The sequence below is a fragment of the Amphritea opalescens genome, assembly GCF_003957515.1.
GTDB classification, from domain to species: domain Bacteria; phylum Pseudomonadota; class Gammaproteobacteria; order Pseudomonadales; family Balneatricaceae; genus Amphritea; species Amphritea opalescens.
Window position 1 is genome coordinate 1 of sequence record NZ_RQXW01000018.1, and the last position, 16,132, is coordinate 16,132.

The 16,132-nt window shown below is 50.4% G+C and carries 12 protein-coding genes; 10 read left to right on the forward strand and 2 right to left on the reverse strand.

All coding sequences use genetic code 11. The features are described from left to right. Window positions 1-555 precede the first annotated feature (555 nt). The 8 genes from EH243_RS15695 to EH243_RS15730 all read left to right on the forward strand — a co-directional run bounded on the left by EH243_RS15695 (window position 556) and on the right by EH243_RS15730 (window position 11,144). Window positions 556-1,533 (forward strand): dipeptidase, encoded by a 978-nt coding sequence (locus EH243_RS15695; protein ID WP_126159575.1) that lies wholly within the window; start codon window positions 556-558, stop codon window positions 1,531-1,533. Between the two features lie 102 nt (window positions 1,534-1,635). After that, window positions 1,636-2,166 carry a 4-vinyl reductase gene (locus EH243_RS15700; RefSeq protein WP_126159574.1) on the forward strand — a complete coding sequence of 177 codons (531 nt, stop codon included), beginning with the start codon at window positions 1,636-1,638 and terminating at the stop codon, window positions 2,164-2,166. 160 nt (window positions 2,167-2,326) lie between these two features. Continuing rightward, a complete protein-coding gene (gene dgcA, locus EH243_RS15705; RefSeq protein WP_126159618.1) occupies window positions 2,327-4,390 on the forward strand; it encodes a dimethylglycine demethylation protein DgcA in 2,064 nt (687 codons plus the stop codon). Between the two features lie 205 nt (window positions 4,391-4,595). Next, window positions 4,596-6,557, forward strand: a complete 1,962-nt coding sequence (locus EH243_RS15710) for a (Fe-S)-binding protein (RefSeq protein ID WP_126159619.1) — start codon at window positions 4,596-4,598, stop codon at window positions 6,555-6,557. Continuing rightward, window positions 6,557-7,819: an electron transfer flavoprotein subunit alpha gene (etfA, locus tag EH243_RS15715; RefSeq protein ID WP_126159620.1), complete on the forward strand. Its 1,263-nt coding sequence runs from the start codon at window positions 6,557-6,559 to the stop codon at window positions 7,817-7,819. Before EH243_RS15710 ends, etfA begins: the two co-directional genes overlap by 1 nt. Then, the gene (gene etfB / locus EH243_RS15720; RefSeq protein WP_126159621.1) at window positions 7,809-8,612 is read left to right on the forward strand and encodes an electron transfer flavoprotein subunit beta; all 804 of its coding nucleotides are present in this window, start codon (window positions 7,809-7,811) and stop codon (window positions 8,610-8,612) included. The genes etfA and etfB overlap by 11 nt, the downstream gene beginning before the upstream one ends. A gap of 519 nt (window positions 8,613-9,131) precedes the next feature. Further along, window positions 9,132-10,706, forward strand: a complete 1,575-nt coding sequence (locus EH243_RS15725; RefSeq protein WP_126159622.1) for a BCCT family transporter — start codon at window positions 9,132-9,134, stop codon at window positions 10,704-10,706. 69 nt (window positions 10,707-10,775) lie between these two features. After that, a complete protein-coding gene (locus EH243_RS15730; RefSeq protein ID WP_126159623.1) occupies window positions 10,776-11,144 on the forward strand; it encodes a hypothetical protein in 369 nt (122 codons plus the stop codon). A gap of 131 nt (window positions 11,145-11,275) precedes the next feature. Here the strand turns inward: EH243_RS15730 and EH243_RS15735 are convergent, their stop codons facing one another. Together EH243_RS15735 and EH243_RS18555 are read right to left on the reverse strand one after the other, a co-directional pair. Beyond that, complete coding sequence (locus EH243_RS15735) at window positions 11,276-12,550, reverse strand: aromatic ring-hydroxylating oxygenase subunit alpha (RefSeq protein WP_126159624.1); 1,275 nt, start codon at window positions 12,548-12,550, stop codon at window positions 11,276-11,278. A gap of 215 nt (window positions 12,551-12,765) precedes the next feature. Continuing rightward, window positions 12,766-12,936: a hypothetical protein gene (locus tag EH243_RS18555; protein ID WP_164549140.1), complete on the reverse strand. Its 171-nt coding sequence runs from the start codon at window positions 12,934-12,936 to the stop codon at window positions 12,766-12,768. Here EH243_RS18555 and EH243_RS15740 point away from each other — a divergent pair. Both EH243_RS15740 and EH243_RS15745 read left to right on the forward strand, forming a co-directional pair. After that, window positions 12,935-14,062, forward strand: coding sequence for an FAD-binding oxidoreductase (locus EH243_RS15740; protein WP_126159625.1), 1,128 nt, complete (start codon window positions 12,935-12,937; stop codon window positions 14,060-14,062). The two genes, EH243_RS18555 and EH243_RS15740, sit on opposite strands and share 2 nt — an antisense overlap. Before the next feature lie 151 nt (window positions 14,063-14,213). After that, window positions 14,214-16,127, forward strand: a complete 1,914-nt coding sequence (locus EH243_RS15745) for a DUF294 nucleotidyltransferase-like domain-containing protein (RefSeq protein WP_126159626.1) — start codon at window positions 14,214-14,216, stop codon at window positions 16,125-16,127. The last annotated feature ends 5 nt before the right edge of the window (window positions 16,128-16,132 follow it).

The following is a 16,132-nucleotide window of genomic DNA, read 5'->3' on the forward strand; positions in this document are numbered from 1 at the left end:
TGGAGAAAAAAGAAGTCAGGTTTAATCTACGGCACAGCATCAAAGTGCTAAGGGTGCTCCCAAACTGACTGACTTCTTTGCAATGGAGATAGCTAATCATCCATCGCTGAGAGATACAAGGGTGCTTGGTGAGCTTTGCGAACCGCACCAAGGTTGAGTGATGGTTTTCGATATTAAGGTTGTTTCCATTGGTGCGGTTCGTTCCTCACCGACACCCTACGGGGTGTTTGGCCGATATGCATCGTAGGGTGCCTGGTGAGCTTTGCGAACCGCACCGAAACTCTTTCTCCGGTTTAAAAAATCGATCAATTCTCAGAGGTGTCAGCCTAATGGTTGATAGGCCGACCACTTATTTTGCCCATCTACCATAAGGGCTCTGAGTAAATCCTTTTCTGCTCGTCGCTTTTAGTAGTGTGTAAGTCGTTTCCAGCTCCTTTTTGTTTTGCACGAAAAACTACACTGATCCTAATGATGAAAGGCCGCCAAGGTCTTTTTACCTGAGGGCCTGAGCTTGATGTGCCGAGGCCTTAACTCTGATTCATAAGGATATCGACAATGAATGCAGCTGATCTACACAAAGACGCCATTGTTATCGACGGTTTGATCTGCGCCAAATGGGAACGCGCGCTGTTTGAAGATATGGCCAAAGGCGGCCTAACAGCGGCGAACTGCACCGTGGCCTTCTGGGAAAACTTTGAAGGCACCGTACAAAATATCGTTGAGATGAATAACCTGATCGAAGAGAGCAGTGATCTGCTGATTAAGGTACGCACCACCGAAGATATCAAACGCGCTAAGCGGGAAGGTAAAACCGGTGTGATGATGGGCTTTCAAAATGCCAATCCGTTCCAAGATCAGATCGGCTACGTTAAGGCGTTTAAAGATCTCGGCGTCGGCATTGTGCAGATGTGTTACAACACCCAGAACCTCGTTGGCACCGGCTGCTATGAGCGCGATGGTGGTTTGTCCGGTTTTGGCCGTGAGATTGTGGCGGAGATGAACAAGCATGGTCTGCTATGTGACCTATCCCATGTGGGCCCGAACACCGCGAAAGAGGTGATCGATGAATCCAAACAGCGGGTTTGTTACTCCCATTGCCTGCCGTCGGGTTTGAAAGAACATCCCCGTAACCGTAGCGATGAAGAGCTGAAGTATATCGCGGATAAAGGCGGCTTTGTCGGCGTCACCATGTTTACTCCTTTCCTGAAGGCCGGTGTTAACGCCACCATCGATGATTACGTTGAAGCGATTCAATACATATACAACCTCGTGGGTGAAGATGCGATCGGTATCGGCACCGATTTCACCCAAGGCCACGGCCATGATTTCTTCGAATACCTGACCCACGATAAAGGCTATGCCCGCCGTTTAACCCGCTTTGGTGAGATCGTTAATCCGAAGGGTATCCGTACCGTGGGTGAGTTCCCTAACTTGACTGAAGCGCTGTTGCGTAACGGTTTCTCTGAAACCCAAGTACGTAAGATTATGGGTGAGAACTGGGTCACGCTGCTGAAGGATGTGTGGGGCGAGTAATCGCGCTGACCTAAATAACAGCATCACAGTATTAAAGATAGCTCAGCCGACACGAGCGGCTGAGATAAACCGAATAAATAGAGAGTTTTGAGGTAGAGAATGATGAGTGGACACGCACCTGAAATGCCAATTGTTGTTGATGATGAAACCGGCGTATGGACGACCGATGCACTGCCGATGCTGTATGTGCCACGCCACTTCTTTGTGAACAACCATATGGGGATCGAAGAAGAGATCGGTGCTGAACGTTATGCCGATATTCTTTATAAAGCGGGTTATAAGTCCGCCTATTACTGGTGTGAAAAAGAAGCCGAAGAGCATGGTCTCGAAGGTGCGGATATCTGGCATCACTACCTGAAACGTCTATCACAGCGTGGCTGGGGATTCTTTATCACCGAAGCGCTGGATGTAGAAGCGGGTACTGCCACCGTTCGTTTAGAAAACTCCTGCTTCGTTTATCAGTACGGCAAGGTGAATCGTAAAGTCGATTATATGTTTACCGGTTGGTTTGCCGGTGCGCTGGATCAGGTCGCCGAGAGTTTAGGCTATCCGGTTCGCACCCAAGCTGAACAAACACAGTGCGCCGCCGAAGAGGGCTGTGAAGTGGGTTATTTTGAGGTTAAACCGCTGTAAATAACCACGCATGATTCGACCATTTAGGTGCAAGAGATCGCACTTTAATGAGCGGCGTCTAGCGCTACTTTTTATAAAAATTATTATGTGTAAGGGATCGATTAGTACGCCAATGAGCTAATCGATCCTTCCAAATTAATGGTAATCGGGGTGAGATATCATGTCCCAGTTTGATGTTCTGTTTGAGCCTTTAAAGATTAATAACCTGACTATTCGCAACCGTATTGTCAGTACGGCTCACGCCGAGGTATATGCGACCGACGGTGGTATGACCACGGATCGCTACGTTAAATACTATGAGGAAAAAGCCCAAGGTGGTTGTGGCCTCTGTATCTGTGGTGGTTCAAGTGTGGTGTCAATCGACAGTCCACAAAGCTGGTGGAGTTCGGTCAACCTCTCGACTGATCGGATTATCCCGCATTTCCAGAATCTAGCTGACGCGGTGCATAAGCACGGCGGTAAGATCATGATTCAGATTAGCCATATGGGGCGCCGTTCCCGTTGGGATGGTGAAAACTGGCCCAACCTGATGTCGCCTTCCGGTATTCGTGAGCCGGTTCACCGCGCGACCTGTAAAGTGATCGAAGAAGAAGAGATTTGGCGGGTAGTAGGTGATTTTGCTCAGGCAGCGCGTCGTGCGAAAGAGGGTGGCCTAGACGGTGTTGAACTGTCTGCTGTTCACCAGCATCTTATCGATCAGTTCTGGTCGCCACGGGTTAACAAGCGAACCGATCAATGGGGCGGTAGCTTTGAAAACCGTATGCGTTTCGGTATGGAAGTGCTGAAAGCGGTGCGGGCAGAAGTGGGTCGCGACTTTGTTGTGGGTATGCGTATTACCGGTGACGAGTTCCATCCCGATGGTTTGAATCATGAAAATATGAAAGAGATCGCCGCTTATTACAATGCCACTGGCGAGCTGGATTTCTTTGGCGTCGTTGGGTCGGGTTGTGACACGCACAACACCCTAGCGAATGTTATCCCGAATATGAGTTATCCACCGGAGCCGTTTTTGCATCTAGCGGCCGGTATTAAAGAAGTCGTTGATGTGCCGGTGATTCACGCCCAGAACATTAAAGATCCTAATCAGGCGAAGCGGATTATCGAAGCCGGTTATGTCGATTTTGTCGGTATGACGCGCGCCCATATTGCCGATCCACATATTATCGCCAAGATCAAAAATGATCAGGTGGATCAGATTCGTCAATGTGTCGGTGCTAACTACTGTATCGACCGTCAGTATCAGGGCCTCGATGTGCTCTGTATCCAGAATGCGGCGACGTCCCGTGAATATATGGGCTTACCACATATTATTGAGAAAACCACCGGGCCGATTCGTAAGGTTGTTGTAGTCGGTGGTGGACCAGGTGGTCTGGAATCTGCCCGTGTTGCCGCGGAACGGGGGCATGAAGTTATTCTGCTGGAAAGAGCGGAGGAACTCGGCGGACAAATTACCCTAGCGTCTAAAGCACCACAGCGGGATCAAATTGCCGGTATAACCCGTTGGTTAGCAATGGAGCTTGAGCGTCTCGGTGTTGACGTCCGTTTAGGCATAGAGGCGAATGAAGCGCTGATTAATGAACTACAACCGGATGTCTGTGTTATCGCAACGGGCGGCCGGCCGTTCATCGATCAGAATTCTGAATGGGGTGCTGAAGAGGGCTTAGTTGTGTCTAGCTGGGATATTCTCAGTGGCAAGGTTGAGCCAGGTAAAAATGTGCTGATCTATGACACTATCTGTGAATTCTCTGGGCTATCGGCGGCGGATTATCTGTCAGCCAAAGGTTCGTTGGTCGAGATTGTAACCGATGATATCAAGCCAGGTGTTGGCATTGGTGGTACGACTTTCCCAACCTATTACCGTTCGTTGTATGAAAAAGAGGTGATTATGACCTCTGACTTCTTGCTGGAAAAAGTCTATCGCGAAGGGGATAACTTAGTCGCCGTGTTGGAAAACGAATACACCGGACAGCGTGAAGAGCGTGTGGTAGATCAGGTGGTGGTTGAAAACGGTACTCGCCCGAACGAAGAACTGTATTACGGCCTGAAAGAGGCATCACGTAACAAAGGTCAGATCAATAATGAGGCGCTGTTTGATATCAAACCACAGCCAGTATTGAGTGAATCTGGCGACGGCATGATTCTGTGGCGCTTAGGTGACTGTGTGTCGCAGCGTAACGTTCATGCCGCGATGTATGATGCCTTGAGGTTGTGCAAGGACTTGTAATCCGTTTGAGCTATTGCGTTTGTAATAGCTGCGTTAAAGGTTGGCGGCTTAGATAGCAGGGCTATGCTTAGCTCTGCCGCCGGCTTTTACCTTGCTCTTACTGCGCTCATAACGCTTATCAACGTTACGGTTTCAGTTCGAAAAAACGGGTATGTCAGATTATGAGAGTAGTCATTGCTCTCCGCCTGAGTTACGAGGGTGAAGTATGAGTTTCGAATGGTTAAATCCTTTATTGATTGCAACGGCACTGCTGCTGGCAGTGATCGGTGCTGTACGTCGGGTTAAGTTGTGGCGTGCGGGTCAGCCGGATCAGATTGATCTGGTGGCGGGCCTGATGGCGATGCCTGGACGTTACCTGCATGATCTGCATGATATTGTCGAACGTGACAAATACATGTCTAAAACCCATGCGGCCACGGGCGGTGGTTTTGTCCTGTCGGCATTGTTGATCATGCTGGTGCATCTGCTGGGTATCGATAGCCAGTTATTGGCATGGGCGTTGTTGGCCTCGCTGACGTTGATGTTTGTGGGCGCGCTGTTTGTCTTCAAACGTCGCTTGAATCCGCCTAGCCGGATTTCCAAAGGTCCGTGGATGCGTCTACCGAAAAGTTTGCTGGCCTTTGCCGGTGGCTTCTTTGTGTTGACGCTACCGGCGGCCGGTGTGCTGTCTGATGGTTTTATGGCACAAACCAGCGGGGTTCTATTAACCCTAGTGCTGACGGCGTTGATTATTTGGGGCATGGGCGAGCTGTTTTTTGGCATGACCTGGGGTGGTCCGATGAAGCACGCCTTTGCTGGGGCGCTGCATTTGGCATTTCACCGGCGGCAAGAACGGTTTGGTGGCGGTCGCTCAACAGGTTTAAAACCGGTAGATCTATCGCTGGCCACTGAGGTTGGTGGTGTATTGGGTGTCGCTAAACCGACCGACTTTAAATGGAATCAACTGCTCGGCTTCGATGCCTGCGTGCAGTGCGGTAAGTGTGAGGCGGTATGTCCTGCTTTTGCTGCCGGTCAGCCACTGAACCCGAAGAAACTGATTCAAGATATGGTGGTCGGCCTAGCGGGTGGCAGCGATGCCAAGTATGCCGGTAGTCCCTATCCTGGGAAAGAGGTTGGTCATGCTCAAGGTGGGCCGGATCAGATCATTACGCAAGGCTTATTAGACCCAGAAACACTGTGGTCTTGTACTACCTGCCGGGCCTGTGTGGAAGAGTGTCCGATGATGATCGAGCACGTCGATGCCATTGTTGATATGCGCCGCTTCCTAACAATGGAAAAGGGCAGTACTCCCAACAAGGGTGCTGAAGTGCTGGATAACATTATTGCCACGGATAACCCTAATGGGTATGCCCCAGCCAGCCGGACGCATTGGGCCGCGGATCAAAACCTGCCGTTGATGAAAGAGGTACGTGAAGCTGAGGTGCTGTTTTGGGTGTCCGATGGTGCCTTTGATATGCGTAGCCAGCGTATTCTGCGGGCCTTTGTGAAATTGCTGAAAGCAGCCAAGGTCGATTTTGCGGTACTCGGTGATGAAGAACTCGATAGTGGCGATGTTGCCCGTCGTTTAGGGGATGATGCCACTTTCCAAAACTTGGCGAAGCGTAACCTAGCGGTATTGTCGCAGTATAAGTTCAGCACCATTGTCACCACCGATCCGCACGCCTTTCACTGCTTACGCAATGAATATAATGATTTCGGTTCGGATGCATTAGAAGGGGTGGAGGTGTTCCACCATACGACCTTCCTGAATTCATTGGTACAACAGGGGCGTTTACAGTTAGATCCCTTTGTCGGCGGTAAAGTGACCTATCACGATCCTTGTTACTTAGGCCGTTATAATGGTGAATATGAAGCGCCTCGTGAACTGCTACGCTCGATGGGTATTGAGGTTGCCGAGATGGAGCGTTCCGGTTTCCGTTCCCGCTGTTGTGGCGGGGGTGGTGGCGCACCGGTCACGGATATCCCAGGCGAACGTCGGATTGCCGATATGCGGATGGAAGACGCTAACGAGACCGGCGCTGAGCTGATCGCGGTGGGTTGTCAGCAGTGTACCGCAATGTTGGAAGGGGTGGTCGAGCCGCGTCCTCAGGTGAAAGATATTGCTGAGATCTTGGTGGGTCAACTGGTTGATCCAACCGCCAAGGGCTTAGCTAAGGAGGTGCACTGATGTCCTCTCATGACGTATTAGATATCGTGCGACGTGATCCGCGGGCTGAATGGATCGCCCGTAACAGGTTGCATCCGTTACATGGCACGCTGGTGAGTGATGCTACCGCTGAGGTGCGTGGACCGAGTGGTTTATTACGTAAATATCCTCATCGCGTCGGTTTTATCGGACCAAACGGTATTAAGCGTATCGATCGCCTCAAAGGTAATGCGGCGGCGTCTGGTAAAGGACGACGCAGTGCAGCCCAAGAGGTTCAGCTGCCGCTGCATCAGGTTGAAAACCCCGATTTCTATATCGTGGTGGTGGCCGATATGGTGGGTGGTCGACTCACGGGTCATGATAAAGATGTGATCGGTCAGGCACATAAACTGGCGGCAGGTATTGAGGGCTCCGGCGCGATATTAGCCGTCTGTTTTGGGCCATCCAAAGAGGAGCATTTCGATACCGCCGGTGTGGATCGGCTGTTACTGCTTGATGACGCCATCTATGACGATTATTGCCCAGAGCAAAAATTGGCAGCGCTAGTTCAGGTCGATACAGAGTATCAACCGACACATTGGTTATTTCCCGATAGTGTTAATGGTGGCACCGATTTGGGTTCTCGTTTGGCGGCGCGATTGCATGAACGCCCAGCAGCACAGGCGTGGCAGGTGGATCATCAAACAACGGTATGTCGTGGTGCCGGTGGCACGATGGATATTACCCGCGCAACGCCACGGTTACTGCTGTTAGCCGAGGAGTGTGCGGATCAGATTGATGAAACCCGGCATGAAGCGCTACCGGTGACATTGACTGCCGTGCCGACGGTTGTGGCTCAGTTACAGAACCAAGGGCCTGTGGCCGTCGATCCGAATGCGGTGGCGCTGGCGGAGGCTGAATTTATTCTTTCCGCAGGGAATGGCATCCATGATTGGGAGCAGTTCCATCAAGCGGCGTCCGTGTTGGGCGCAACGGAAGGGGCCAGCCGAGTGGCGGTGGATGATGGCTTTATGCCACGTTTCCGTCAAGTCGGTGCGACCGGCACCTGGGTGACCGCGCGGGTTTATCTGGCGGTGGGTATCTCCGGTGCGATCCAGCATATGCAGGGGATCGGGCAGTGCGATAAGGTTATTGCGATCAATACCGATGCCGGCTGCGATATGGTTAAACGCGCGTCGCTCAGCGCGATCGGCGATAGCGAAGTGATTCTGGGTGAACTGATAAAGCAGGTGCAGGCTTTTCGTGCACAGCAATCGGTAGAGGGAGATCAGGATGCAGCCTAATTCATTACAGTTAGAAAACCTAAAAATTGTCACCCTGGTGTCGGTGGGTAAACACCCACAGTCGGGTCGGGTGCGTCGTGCGGATCAAGATAGCCGTGCCGTTGAATTAGGTCTGACCCTTGCGGCACAGAACCCTGATGGTTTGATGGTCCTGCATGCGGGTGATCCCGCAGAGCCGGGCTTGCGAAGCTATGCAGGTATGGGGCTGGCAGCGATCAATGTATTGCAACTCGATCCTGCTGCGGATGCGGTTGCGCCTTTAGGTGAGCAACTGCAGCAGTCAGGGGCTGATATTGTTTTGACCGGTGTGCGGGCCGAAAGCGGCGAAGGCTCGGGGATGCTGCCATATCAATTGGCGGAAAAACTCGGTTGGCCCATTGTTTCTCGTGTTGCAGATATTGTGTCGGTTAACGAGGGTGTCGCTGAAGTATTGCAGGCGTTACCACGGGGGCAGCGTCGTGCACTAAAAGTGCGGCTCCCCTTTATCGCCAGCATCGATACGGCAGCCCCCGCGGCACGTCAAAGTGCTTTCGGTCCTGCTCAGCGCGCGGCCATGACGGTCACGGTTGTAGAGGCTGAAACGGATACGGTGCGTCAGTCTTGGGATGAAGCGGTGGCCCGAAAACGACCCAAGCGACTGAAAGTGATCAAAGCTAAAACCGCGGCTGAACGTTTTAAAGCGGCGACGGCTAAATCACAGTCTGAAGGGGGCCGGATCATGAAAAAAGAGGCACCAGAGGAGCAGGCACAAGCGATTGTTGACCTCTTAATCGAGGAAGGCGTCCTGCGCTAATCCTGATGGGGTTACCCCTTAATGATAAGCCTTTAAATGTCGTTAATGTGTTAAAAACTGCCGCTAAAAGGGAGATGCCTTGAGTGCGGCTTTTATATGATTAACAGGCTTAGTTACATATGCTTTTTGACAACCGCCTGACCCAAAGCAGAATCTTTCATCGGATTTTATTATCAGGTCATTGTTAACCACTTCGAGGATTCACGGCTTCGAAGTGGTTTTTTTTTGCAATTCCTCATTATTGCCCCCTATTTTACGTTAGTATACTGCGCTGTCGAAAACAGGCATTTTGTCGTTTTTTCTGTCGTAACGAGTCAGTTGTTAATCGGCTAATACTCGTAATATCGATGCAACCTGCTATCTCCTGTTAGTTGAAGGTGATAACTGTCTTCTTAATCTGAGATTGATACAGGCACTGTTACGTAAGGTTGCTGAGTATGAAACCCGTTGGCTCTGATGGTTTACTGGTAATCTGCACCCTGTTTGACAGTTCTATAAAAAAGAATCTGGAGTAACTCTATGAACCATAAAGTTCAAAGTGGTCCAAAATCAGCGGAATATACCTCTGATTATAAGGCCGGTCAGGATAATGTTCAGGTGTTGGGAATGGATATCCACAACCCCGTATTTACCACCAGTGCGTTAGCTATTATTGTTTTTATTGTGCTAACCCTGGCTTTCCCAGCTGACGCGAAAGTGATGCTTGAAGGCGCACGTTCTTGGTCAACAGAAACCTTCGACTGGTTATTCATGATCGGTGGTAATGTGTTTGTGTTGTTCTGTTTGCTGATGATTATCTTACCTGTCGGCCGTATACGTTTGGGTGGTGATGATGCCAAACCTGAATTTAGTCGTATGTCATGGTTTTCTATGCTATTTGCCGCGGGTATGGGCATTGGTTTAATGTTTTGGAGTGTTGCTGAACCGGTCGCCTACTATACCGATTGGTGGGGTACCCCGCTAAATGTTGCACCGAGTACACCTGAAGCTGCCGCTGCGGCGATGGGCGCAACTCTGTTTCACTGGGGGCTTCATCCTTGGGCGATCTACGGCGTAGTCGCATTGGCTTTGGCTTTCTTTACTTACAACAAAGGTTTACCGCTGACCATCCGTTCCGCTTTCTATCCGATATTGGGTGAGCGCGTTTGGGGCCCTATCGGCCATGTGATCGATATTGTGGCGGTGCTAGCGACAATCTTTGGTTTGGCGACTTCACTGGGTTTAGGTGCGTCTCAAGCCGCTGCGGGTTTACACTTTCTGTTTGGTATTGATAACGATATCACCACACAGATTATTGTTATTGCAGCGGTGTCTGCGATCGCCATTCTGTCGGTTATTCGTGGTCTAGAAGGCGGCGTAAAAGTATTGAGTAATATCAATATGGGTATCGCCGGCATTCTGTTGCTGTTTGTGATTATTGCGGGTTCAGTGACCGGATTCTTTAGCAACTTTGTGCTCACCGTGACTAACTACGCAAGCGATATTATTCCGCTGAGTAACTGGGTTGGCCGTGAAGATGAGAAGTTCTATAACGGTTGGACGGTTTTCTACTGGGCGTGGTGGGTTTCTTGGTCTCCTTTCGTCGGCATGTTTATCGCTCGGGTTTCTCGAGGCCGCACGGTGCGTGAATTTATGACCGCCGTGTTGTTGATTCCGACTATCGTATCCGCTATCTGGATGGCTGCGTTTGGTGCTTTGGCGTTGGATCAAGTGCAGAGTGGAACTGGCGCTCTGGCTAACGGCCTGACCGATGTGTCACTGGCGATGTTCCAAATGTTGGAAAACCTGCCATTCACTGCGATTACATCAGCCTTGGCGATTATTCTGGTATTGGTGTTCTTTATCACCTCATCGGACTCGGGTTCGCTGGTTATTGATTCGATCACCGCGGGTGGTAAAGTGGATGCGCCTGTACCACAACGGATTTTCTGGGCGGTACTGCAGGGTTTGATTGCCGCTGTGTTGTTGTATGGTGGCGGCGCTGAAGCGCTGAAAGCATTGCAAGCCGGTGCGGTTACCACAGGGTTACCGTTCACCGTGATTCTGCTGTTGATGTGTTTCAGTATCTATAAAGGGCTGAAAACAGAACTGTAAACCGATGATGTCGATCTAGGTTAAACACTTAAAAAGCTGGCGCTATGCCAGCTTTTTCCGTTTTAATAGATGGCTATAGAGGTTCAGGCATCCCTTGCGGTGTGTCGATCAGGTCAGAAAAACCGTTTTAGCCATGTGTACCCCGTTGTATCACTATCCGTTTTATCGCTATCCGTTGTGCAGGAGAACAGCAAGATGATGATCACCGAGTTGATTGATCAAGATGATTACATTGAGTATCTACTTAAAGTCGGCGTGCCTCTCGAGCCACAGGTATCGCCCGAGCAGTGCAGTCAGGTGGCGCTGCAATGGTTAGCGCAGCAGGATGAATCGACGCACGCTGCGTTTGCGGCCCTGTTAGCTGAGTTGGAGCCGAAACAAACAGTGATGCTGCCTGAAGTGCAGGCGGCGTTTAAATTGCTGCTAAGGGACGATTAGTCGATTAATGCTTGTGGAGGGATAACCCGCTAAACCTGCGGAGACATTGGTTGAAATCGCGGTTACACAAAAAAGGCTGATGTTGTTAGACATCAGCCTTTTTTATTTAACGCTTGATAATGAGCGGCTGCTTAGCCTTTTTTTAGATTGCCTTGCACGGTGTCGCTGTACCACTCCATAAAGTTGACGATACCAAACTCATAGGTTTCTGAGTATGGGCCAGGCTGATAGCCAACAGAGTTAATCCCACGCTGATTCTCTTCACCCAGCACTCGGTCTTGATCGTTGGTGGCATCCCATACCTGACGCAGGCGTTCTATATCGTAATCAACCCCTTCAACCGCATCTTTGTGGACAAACCACTTGGTGGTCACAATCGATTCCTGAGCCGAAATTGGTAGCACGCGGAACACGATAAAGTGATCGGACTGCATATGGTTCCAAGAGTTTGGCAGGTGCAGAATACGCATAGAGCCAAGCTGCGGATTTTTGATGCTGCCCAGCAGTTTAGTGCAGGCGGCTTCACCATCCATGGTCATCGCTTGGGTGCCTTTTTTCAATGGCATACGTACGATACGGTTGCGCAGACCCGGACCAAAGCTGCGGTGCTCGTGGGGAATACCTTCTGCATCCCATTGAGCGGCCTGTTGTTGGCAATGATCGATAAAGTCTTGCGATGCACGAGGATCGTTCGTGTCATCCCATTCGAGCAGGGTGTTCAGTAGTTCGGGATGGTTGCCGGCACAGTGATAGCACTCACGGTTGTTTTCCAGTACCAACTTCCAGTTAGCCTGTTCATACATGTTAGATTCCACCGCTAGCTTGGTGTTCTCCACATCGTAAGGGGCCATGTACTCTTCAAGGGTGGTTAAAAACTCATCGAAGTCGCCTTCGGGTTCGTCTTTTCCTAGACAAACAAAGATAAAACCACCGGCGGTTTTACAGAAGGCTTTTTTCAGGCCATGTTCTTTGTTATCAAAGCTTTCATTCATTTCGGTGCCGGCGAACAGCAGGTTACCTTTTAGGTCGTAGGTCCACTGATGGTAAGGGCACACGAGGTTGGCGACTTTGCCTCGGTGTTCGGTGCAGATGCGAGATCCTCGGTGGCGGCAGGTGTTATGAAACGCGTTGATACTGCCATCAGCGTCACGTACAACCAGCACAGGATTTTGAGCAACTTCAACCGTAAAGTAATCGCCGCGGGCGGGGATCTCACTGGTCATACCTACAAATAGCCACTCTTTCTGAAATACCTCTTCCACATCAATCCGGAACATCAGCGGATCGTTATACAGCGGTTGGGGTAGCGAGTAGTTTGCGGGCCGTGCTTCAAGCAGATTCGCCATTTCCTGACGCGCTTCATGGATCGTCGCGCAGGTAGTATTGAGTAAGTCGTTTTGGTTCATCAGTTGGATCTTCCTTCAAAGCACTCTGTGCTGCTTAAATAGGTGATCAGGATTAACCCTGATCGGAACAGTGATATTGCATGGATCCATCTTCTACCTAGGTGGGTTTTTGAGATTGACCGTTAACGACAGCATTAAGTACATTTTTCGACCTATGGTCTGCTCGGTAAAGCCGCTAGGGTCATGCTTACCGTTGATTTGGTCGCAATAAGCAATTAAATGTCGTTAATGGTTAATAGCGTAAAGCTGTGTCGGCAGACAATGCAGTGAATGAATATGAATTGATGGGTCAGTGTTTCTGTACCGGCGTGTAATAGCATGCGGTCGGTAACTGAGCCAGATAACTGAACCGATGCATTACCGCGCACTGATGAGAGATACGCCATGACTACTAACATTCCTGCTACTGTTGGTTCCGAGAGTTTTATTCCTGTTAATACCCAAACCTGGGTTAATGGTCGACACAATGTTCGTTGCGTCAAAGTGATTCAAGAAACTTGGGATGTGCGTACCTTCTGTTTTATGTCGGAACAGCCGGTGATGTACTTCTTTAAGCCGGGCCAGTTTGTCACCCTAGAGCTGGAAATTAATGGTGAGATGGTGATGCGTTCCTATACCATTTCAAGTTCACCCTCGGTGCCCTATAGCTTTTCGATTACGGTGAAAAGAGACCCGAACGGTTTGGTTTCAAGTTGGCTGCATGACAACATGAAAGAGGGCGATGAACTGGCCGTACACGGTCCGGTTGGTCTGTTTAACTGTATCGATTTTCCGGCTAAAAAAGTGTTGTTGCTGTCCGGTGGTGTTGGTATCACGCCGATGATGTCGATGGCGCGTTGGTGGTTTGATACTAATGCCGATGTGGATATCACCTTTGTGCATAGTGCGCGCACACCACAGGACATTATCTACCCGCGGGAACTCGATCATATGTCTTCCCGAGTGGGTAACTTTGCCCTGCACCTGATTTGCGAAAAAATTGAAAGCGGTCAGGCATGGCATGGCTATCGGGGTTATCTCGACCAGACGAAACTTGATATTATCGCCCCTGATTTTATGGAACATGAAGTGTTCTGCTGTGGCCCCGCACCCTATATGAATGCGGTTAAAGCACTGCTGCAGAATAATAACTTTGATATGTCTCACTATCATGAGGAGTCGTTTGGTTCGACACCGGCAGCGGTGGAAGAAGAGGCCATTGAGAATGCTGAAATCGCGCAGGAAGAAACCGATGCATTGACTCAGGAAGATATGCGGCGGGTTGAGTTTGCGGGTAAAGGCAAGAGTATTCAGATCGCACCGGGGGAAACATTGCATGCCGCTGCGTCTAAGCTGGATCTGTTGATTCCCAAAGCCTGTGGTATGGGGATCTGCGGCACCTGTAAAGTCTTGATCAAAGAGGGTGAAACCAATATGGAACATAACGGCGGTATTACCGATGAAGATGTTGCTGCCGGTTATGTGCTGTCTTGCTGCAGCGTGCCAGTCACCGATGTCGTGATCGACTACTAAAGCATCCACGTTTCGTTAAAATCGCCGGTCACATCTGTACGAATAGCGCCCGCCAATCTAAGTTGCGGGGCGTTGTTTAGCGGATGATGACAGGCGATTTTTTTGTTTTTTACGCCCATAATAGTGCTATCAGATTTAAACGGATGGACCGATGCAGGCAGAACAGGTTGAGATTGCAGGGTTTCTAAAACAATACCCTCCCTTTGACGAGCTACCGGAAGCTGAGGTGGATGAGATCGCCTGTCAGGTGGAGATCAGCTATTTTCGCGCGGGCACTGATATCTATCAGTTTGGTGATGAGATTCATGAGTTGAGCATCATCCGCAGCGGGGCGGTGGAGATCTATCGGCGAAATGGGGATCTCTATAACCGGCTGAGTGAGGGGGAGGTGTTCGGTCAGCTAAGCCTGTTGATGAGTCAGCGGGTTCGACTGCCGGCGCGCACGATAGAAGATTCTCTGATCTACTTTATGCCCGAAGCTCTGTTTATGTCGCTCTGTGATCGGTTCGATTCCTTTGCTTATTTTGTCGAGGTGGATGATAACCTGCTGCATCAGGCGGTGTCGGATAAGCAGGACAAAAGTGATCTGATGGTGTCGAAAGTGACCACCTTGATTTCACGGACTCCGGTGATGGCCGATACCTCGGCGACGATTCGTGAAGCGGCGCAAAAAATGACCGAGGCGGGGGTTTCCTCTCTGCTGATTATGCATTCCCCAGAGAGCTTGTTAAACAGGGCTTCCTTGCCTGAGGATGATGCGCTAGAAGATACGTCTGACCGCTTATTGGCCGGTATTATTACCGATCGGGATCTGCGTACGCGGGTGGTTGCACCGGGGCTGGATCTTGACTCGCCGGTGACCGAGGTGATGACTGTCGAGCCGGTTACCCTTGATGTCGATGCCTACGCCTTTGAGGCGATGCTGACCATGCTGCGTTATAACCTGCATCATCTGCCGGTCCTCGAAGATGACTATCCGGTAGGGGTCTTAGCGACCTCGGATATTATCCGTTACGAATCCCAAAGCAGCCTCTATATGGTCAGTAGCATTATGCGTCAGACCAGTGTTGATGAACTGGCTGAGCTACAACCGCAGATTAACGCCTGCTTTGTTCGCATGGTGGCTGAAGGGGCTAACTCACATATGATCGGCAGCGCGATGTCGGTGATTGGTCGCACCTTTAAACAGCGCTTACTTGAACTAGGAGAGGCTGAATTAGGGGCCGCACCACTACCATATTGTTTTCTTGCCTTGGGTTCCATGGCGAGGGATGAGCAGCTGGTGGTGACCGATCAGGATAATGCTTTAATTTTGGATAATCGTTACCAGCCGGAGAAACATGGCGAGTACTTTGCTCAGTTGGCTAAGTTTGTCAGTGATGGCTTGGATCGTTGTGGTTATGTGTATTGTACCGGCAATATTATGGCGACCAATCCGGTCTGGCGTAAAACCCGCAAAGAGTGGCAGCAGACCTTTACCGACTGGATCGAAAACCCTTCCCCCGAAGCGTTGTTGAACTGTTCGATCTTCTTTGATCTGGATGGTGTCTGGGGCAAAGTGGACTGGGCCGCACAGCTGAATAGTTTTGTCGCGCACAGGGCGCAGCGTTCGCCTAAGTTTTTAGCCAGCTTGGCCCGTAATGCGTTGAACCGCACTCCGCCACTGGGCTTTTTTAAAGACTTTGTGATGGAGAAAGATGGCCAACACGGTAATGCGATCAACCTTAAACGTCGCGGGACTGCGCCGCTGTCAGATCTTATTCGCGTCCATGCTTTAGCGGTTGGCTCTAAAGTGCAAAACTCCTTTGAACGTCTAGATGATGTGTCGGAAGCGGGTATTCTGCCGCCGGGTCGCGCCGCTGATCTACGGGATGCCTTGGAATTTATTTCGATGGTCCGTATTCGTCATCAGGCGGCGGATGTGGAAGCCGGTAGAGAGCCTTCAAACAGCATCAAACCTGAGATGTTGACGGATTTCGATCGGCGTAACCTGAAAGAGGCATTTAAGGTGTTGAGCAATAGTCAGCGTTTTCTTAAATTCCGTTATCCCTTCTCGGGCCGCTAGGGGTG

What these genes read in the sequence shown, in the direction of transcription:
- etfA (WP_126159620.1), top strand. Translation starts at nt 6,557, where the DNA reads ATGTCCTCTCATGACGTATTAGATATCGTGCGACGTGATCCGCGGGCT.
- EH243_RS15725 (WP_126159622.1), top strand. Translation starts at nt 9,132, where the DNA reads ATGAACCATAAAGTTCAAAGTGGTCCAAAATCAGCGGAATATACCTCT.
- etfB (WP_126159621.1), top strand. Translation starts at nt 7,809, where the DNA reads ATGCAGCCTAATTCATTACAGTTAGAAAACCTAAAAATTGTCACCCTG.
- EH243_RS15745 (WP_126159626.1), top strand. Translation starts at nt 14,214, where the DNA reads ATGCAGGCAGAACAGGTTGAGATTGCAGGGTTTCTAAAACAATACCCT.
- EH243_RS15710 (WP_126159619.1), top strand. Translation starts at nt 4,596, where the DNA reads ATGAGTTTCGAATGGTTAAATCCTTTATTGATTGCAACGGCACTGCTG.
- EH243_RS15700 (WP_126159574.1), top strand. Translation starts at nt 1,636, where the DNA reads ATGAGTGGACACGCACCTGAAATGCCAATTGTTGTTGATGATGAAACC.
- EH243_RS15730 (WP_126159623.1), top strand. Translation starts at nt 10,776, where the DNA reads ATGGCTATAGAGGTTCAGGCATCCCTTGCGGTGTGTCGATCAGGTCAG.
- EH243_RS18555 (WP_164549140.1), bottom strand. Translation starts at nt 12,936, where the DNA reads ATGGCGTATCTCTCATCAGTGCGCGGTAATGCATCGGTTCAGTTATCT.
- EH243_RS15735 (WP_126159624.1), bottom strand. Translation starts at nt 12,550, where the DNA reads ATGAACCAAAACGACTTACTCAATACTACCTGCGCGACGATCCATGAA.
- EH243_RS15695 (WP_126159575.1), top strand. Translation starts at nt 556, where the DNA reads ATGAATGCAGCTGATCTACACAAAGACGCCATTGTTATCGACGGTTTG.
- dgcA (WP_126159618.1), top strand. Translation starts at nt 2,327, where the DNA reads ATGTCCCAGTTTGATGTTCTGTTTGAGCCTTTAAAGATTAATAACCTG.
- EH243_RS15740 (WP_126159625.1), top strand. Translation starts at nt 12,935, where the DNA reads ATGACTACTAACATTCCTGCTACTGTTGGTTCCGAGAGTTTTATTCCT.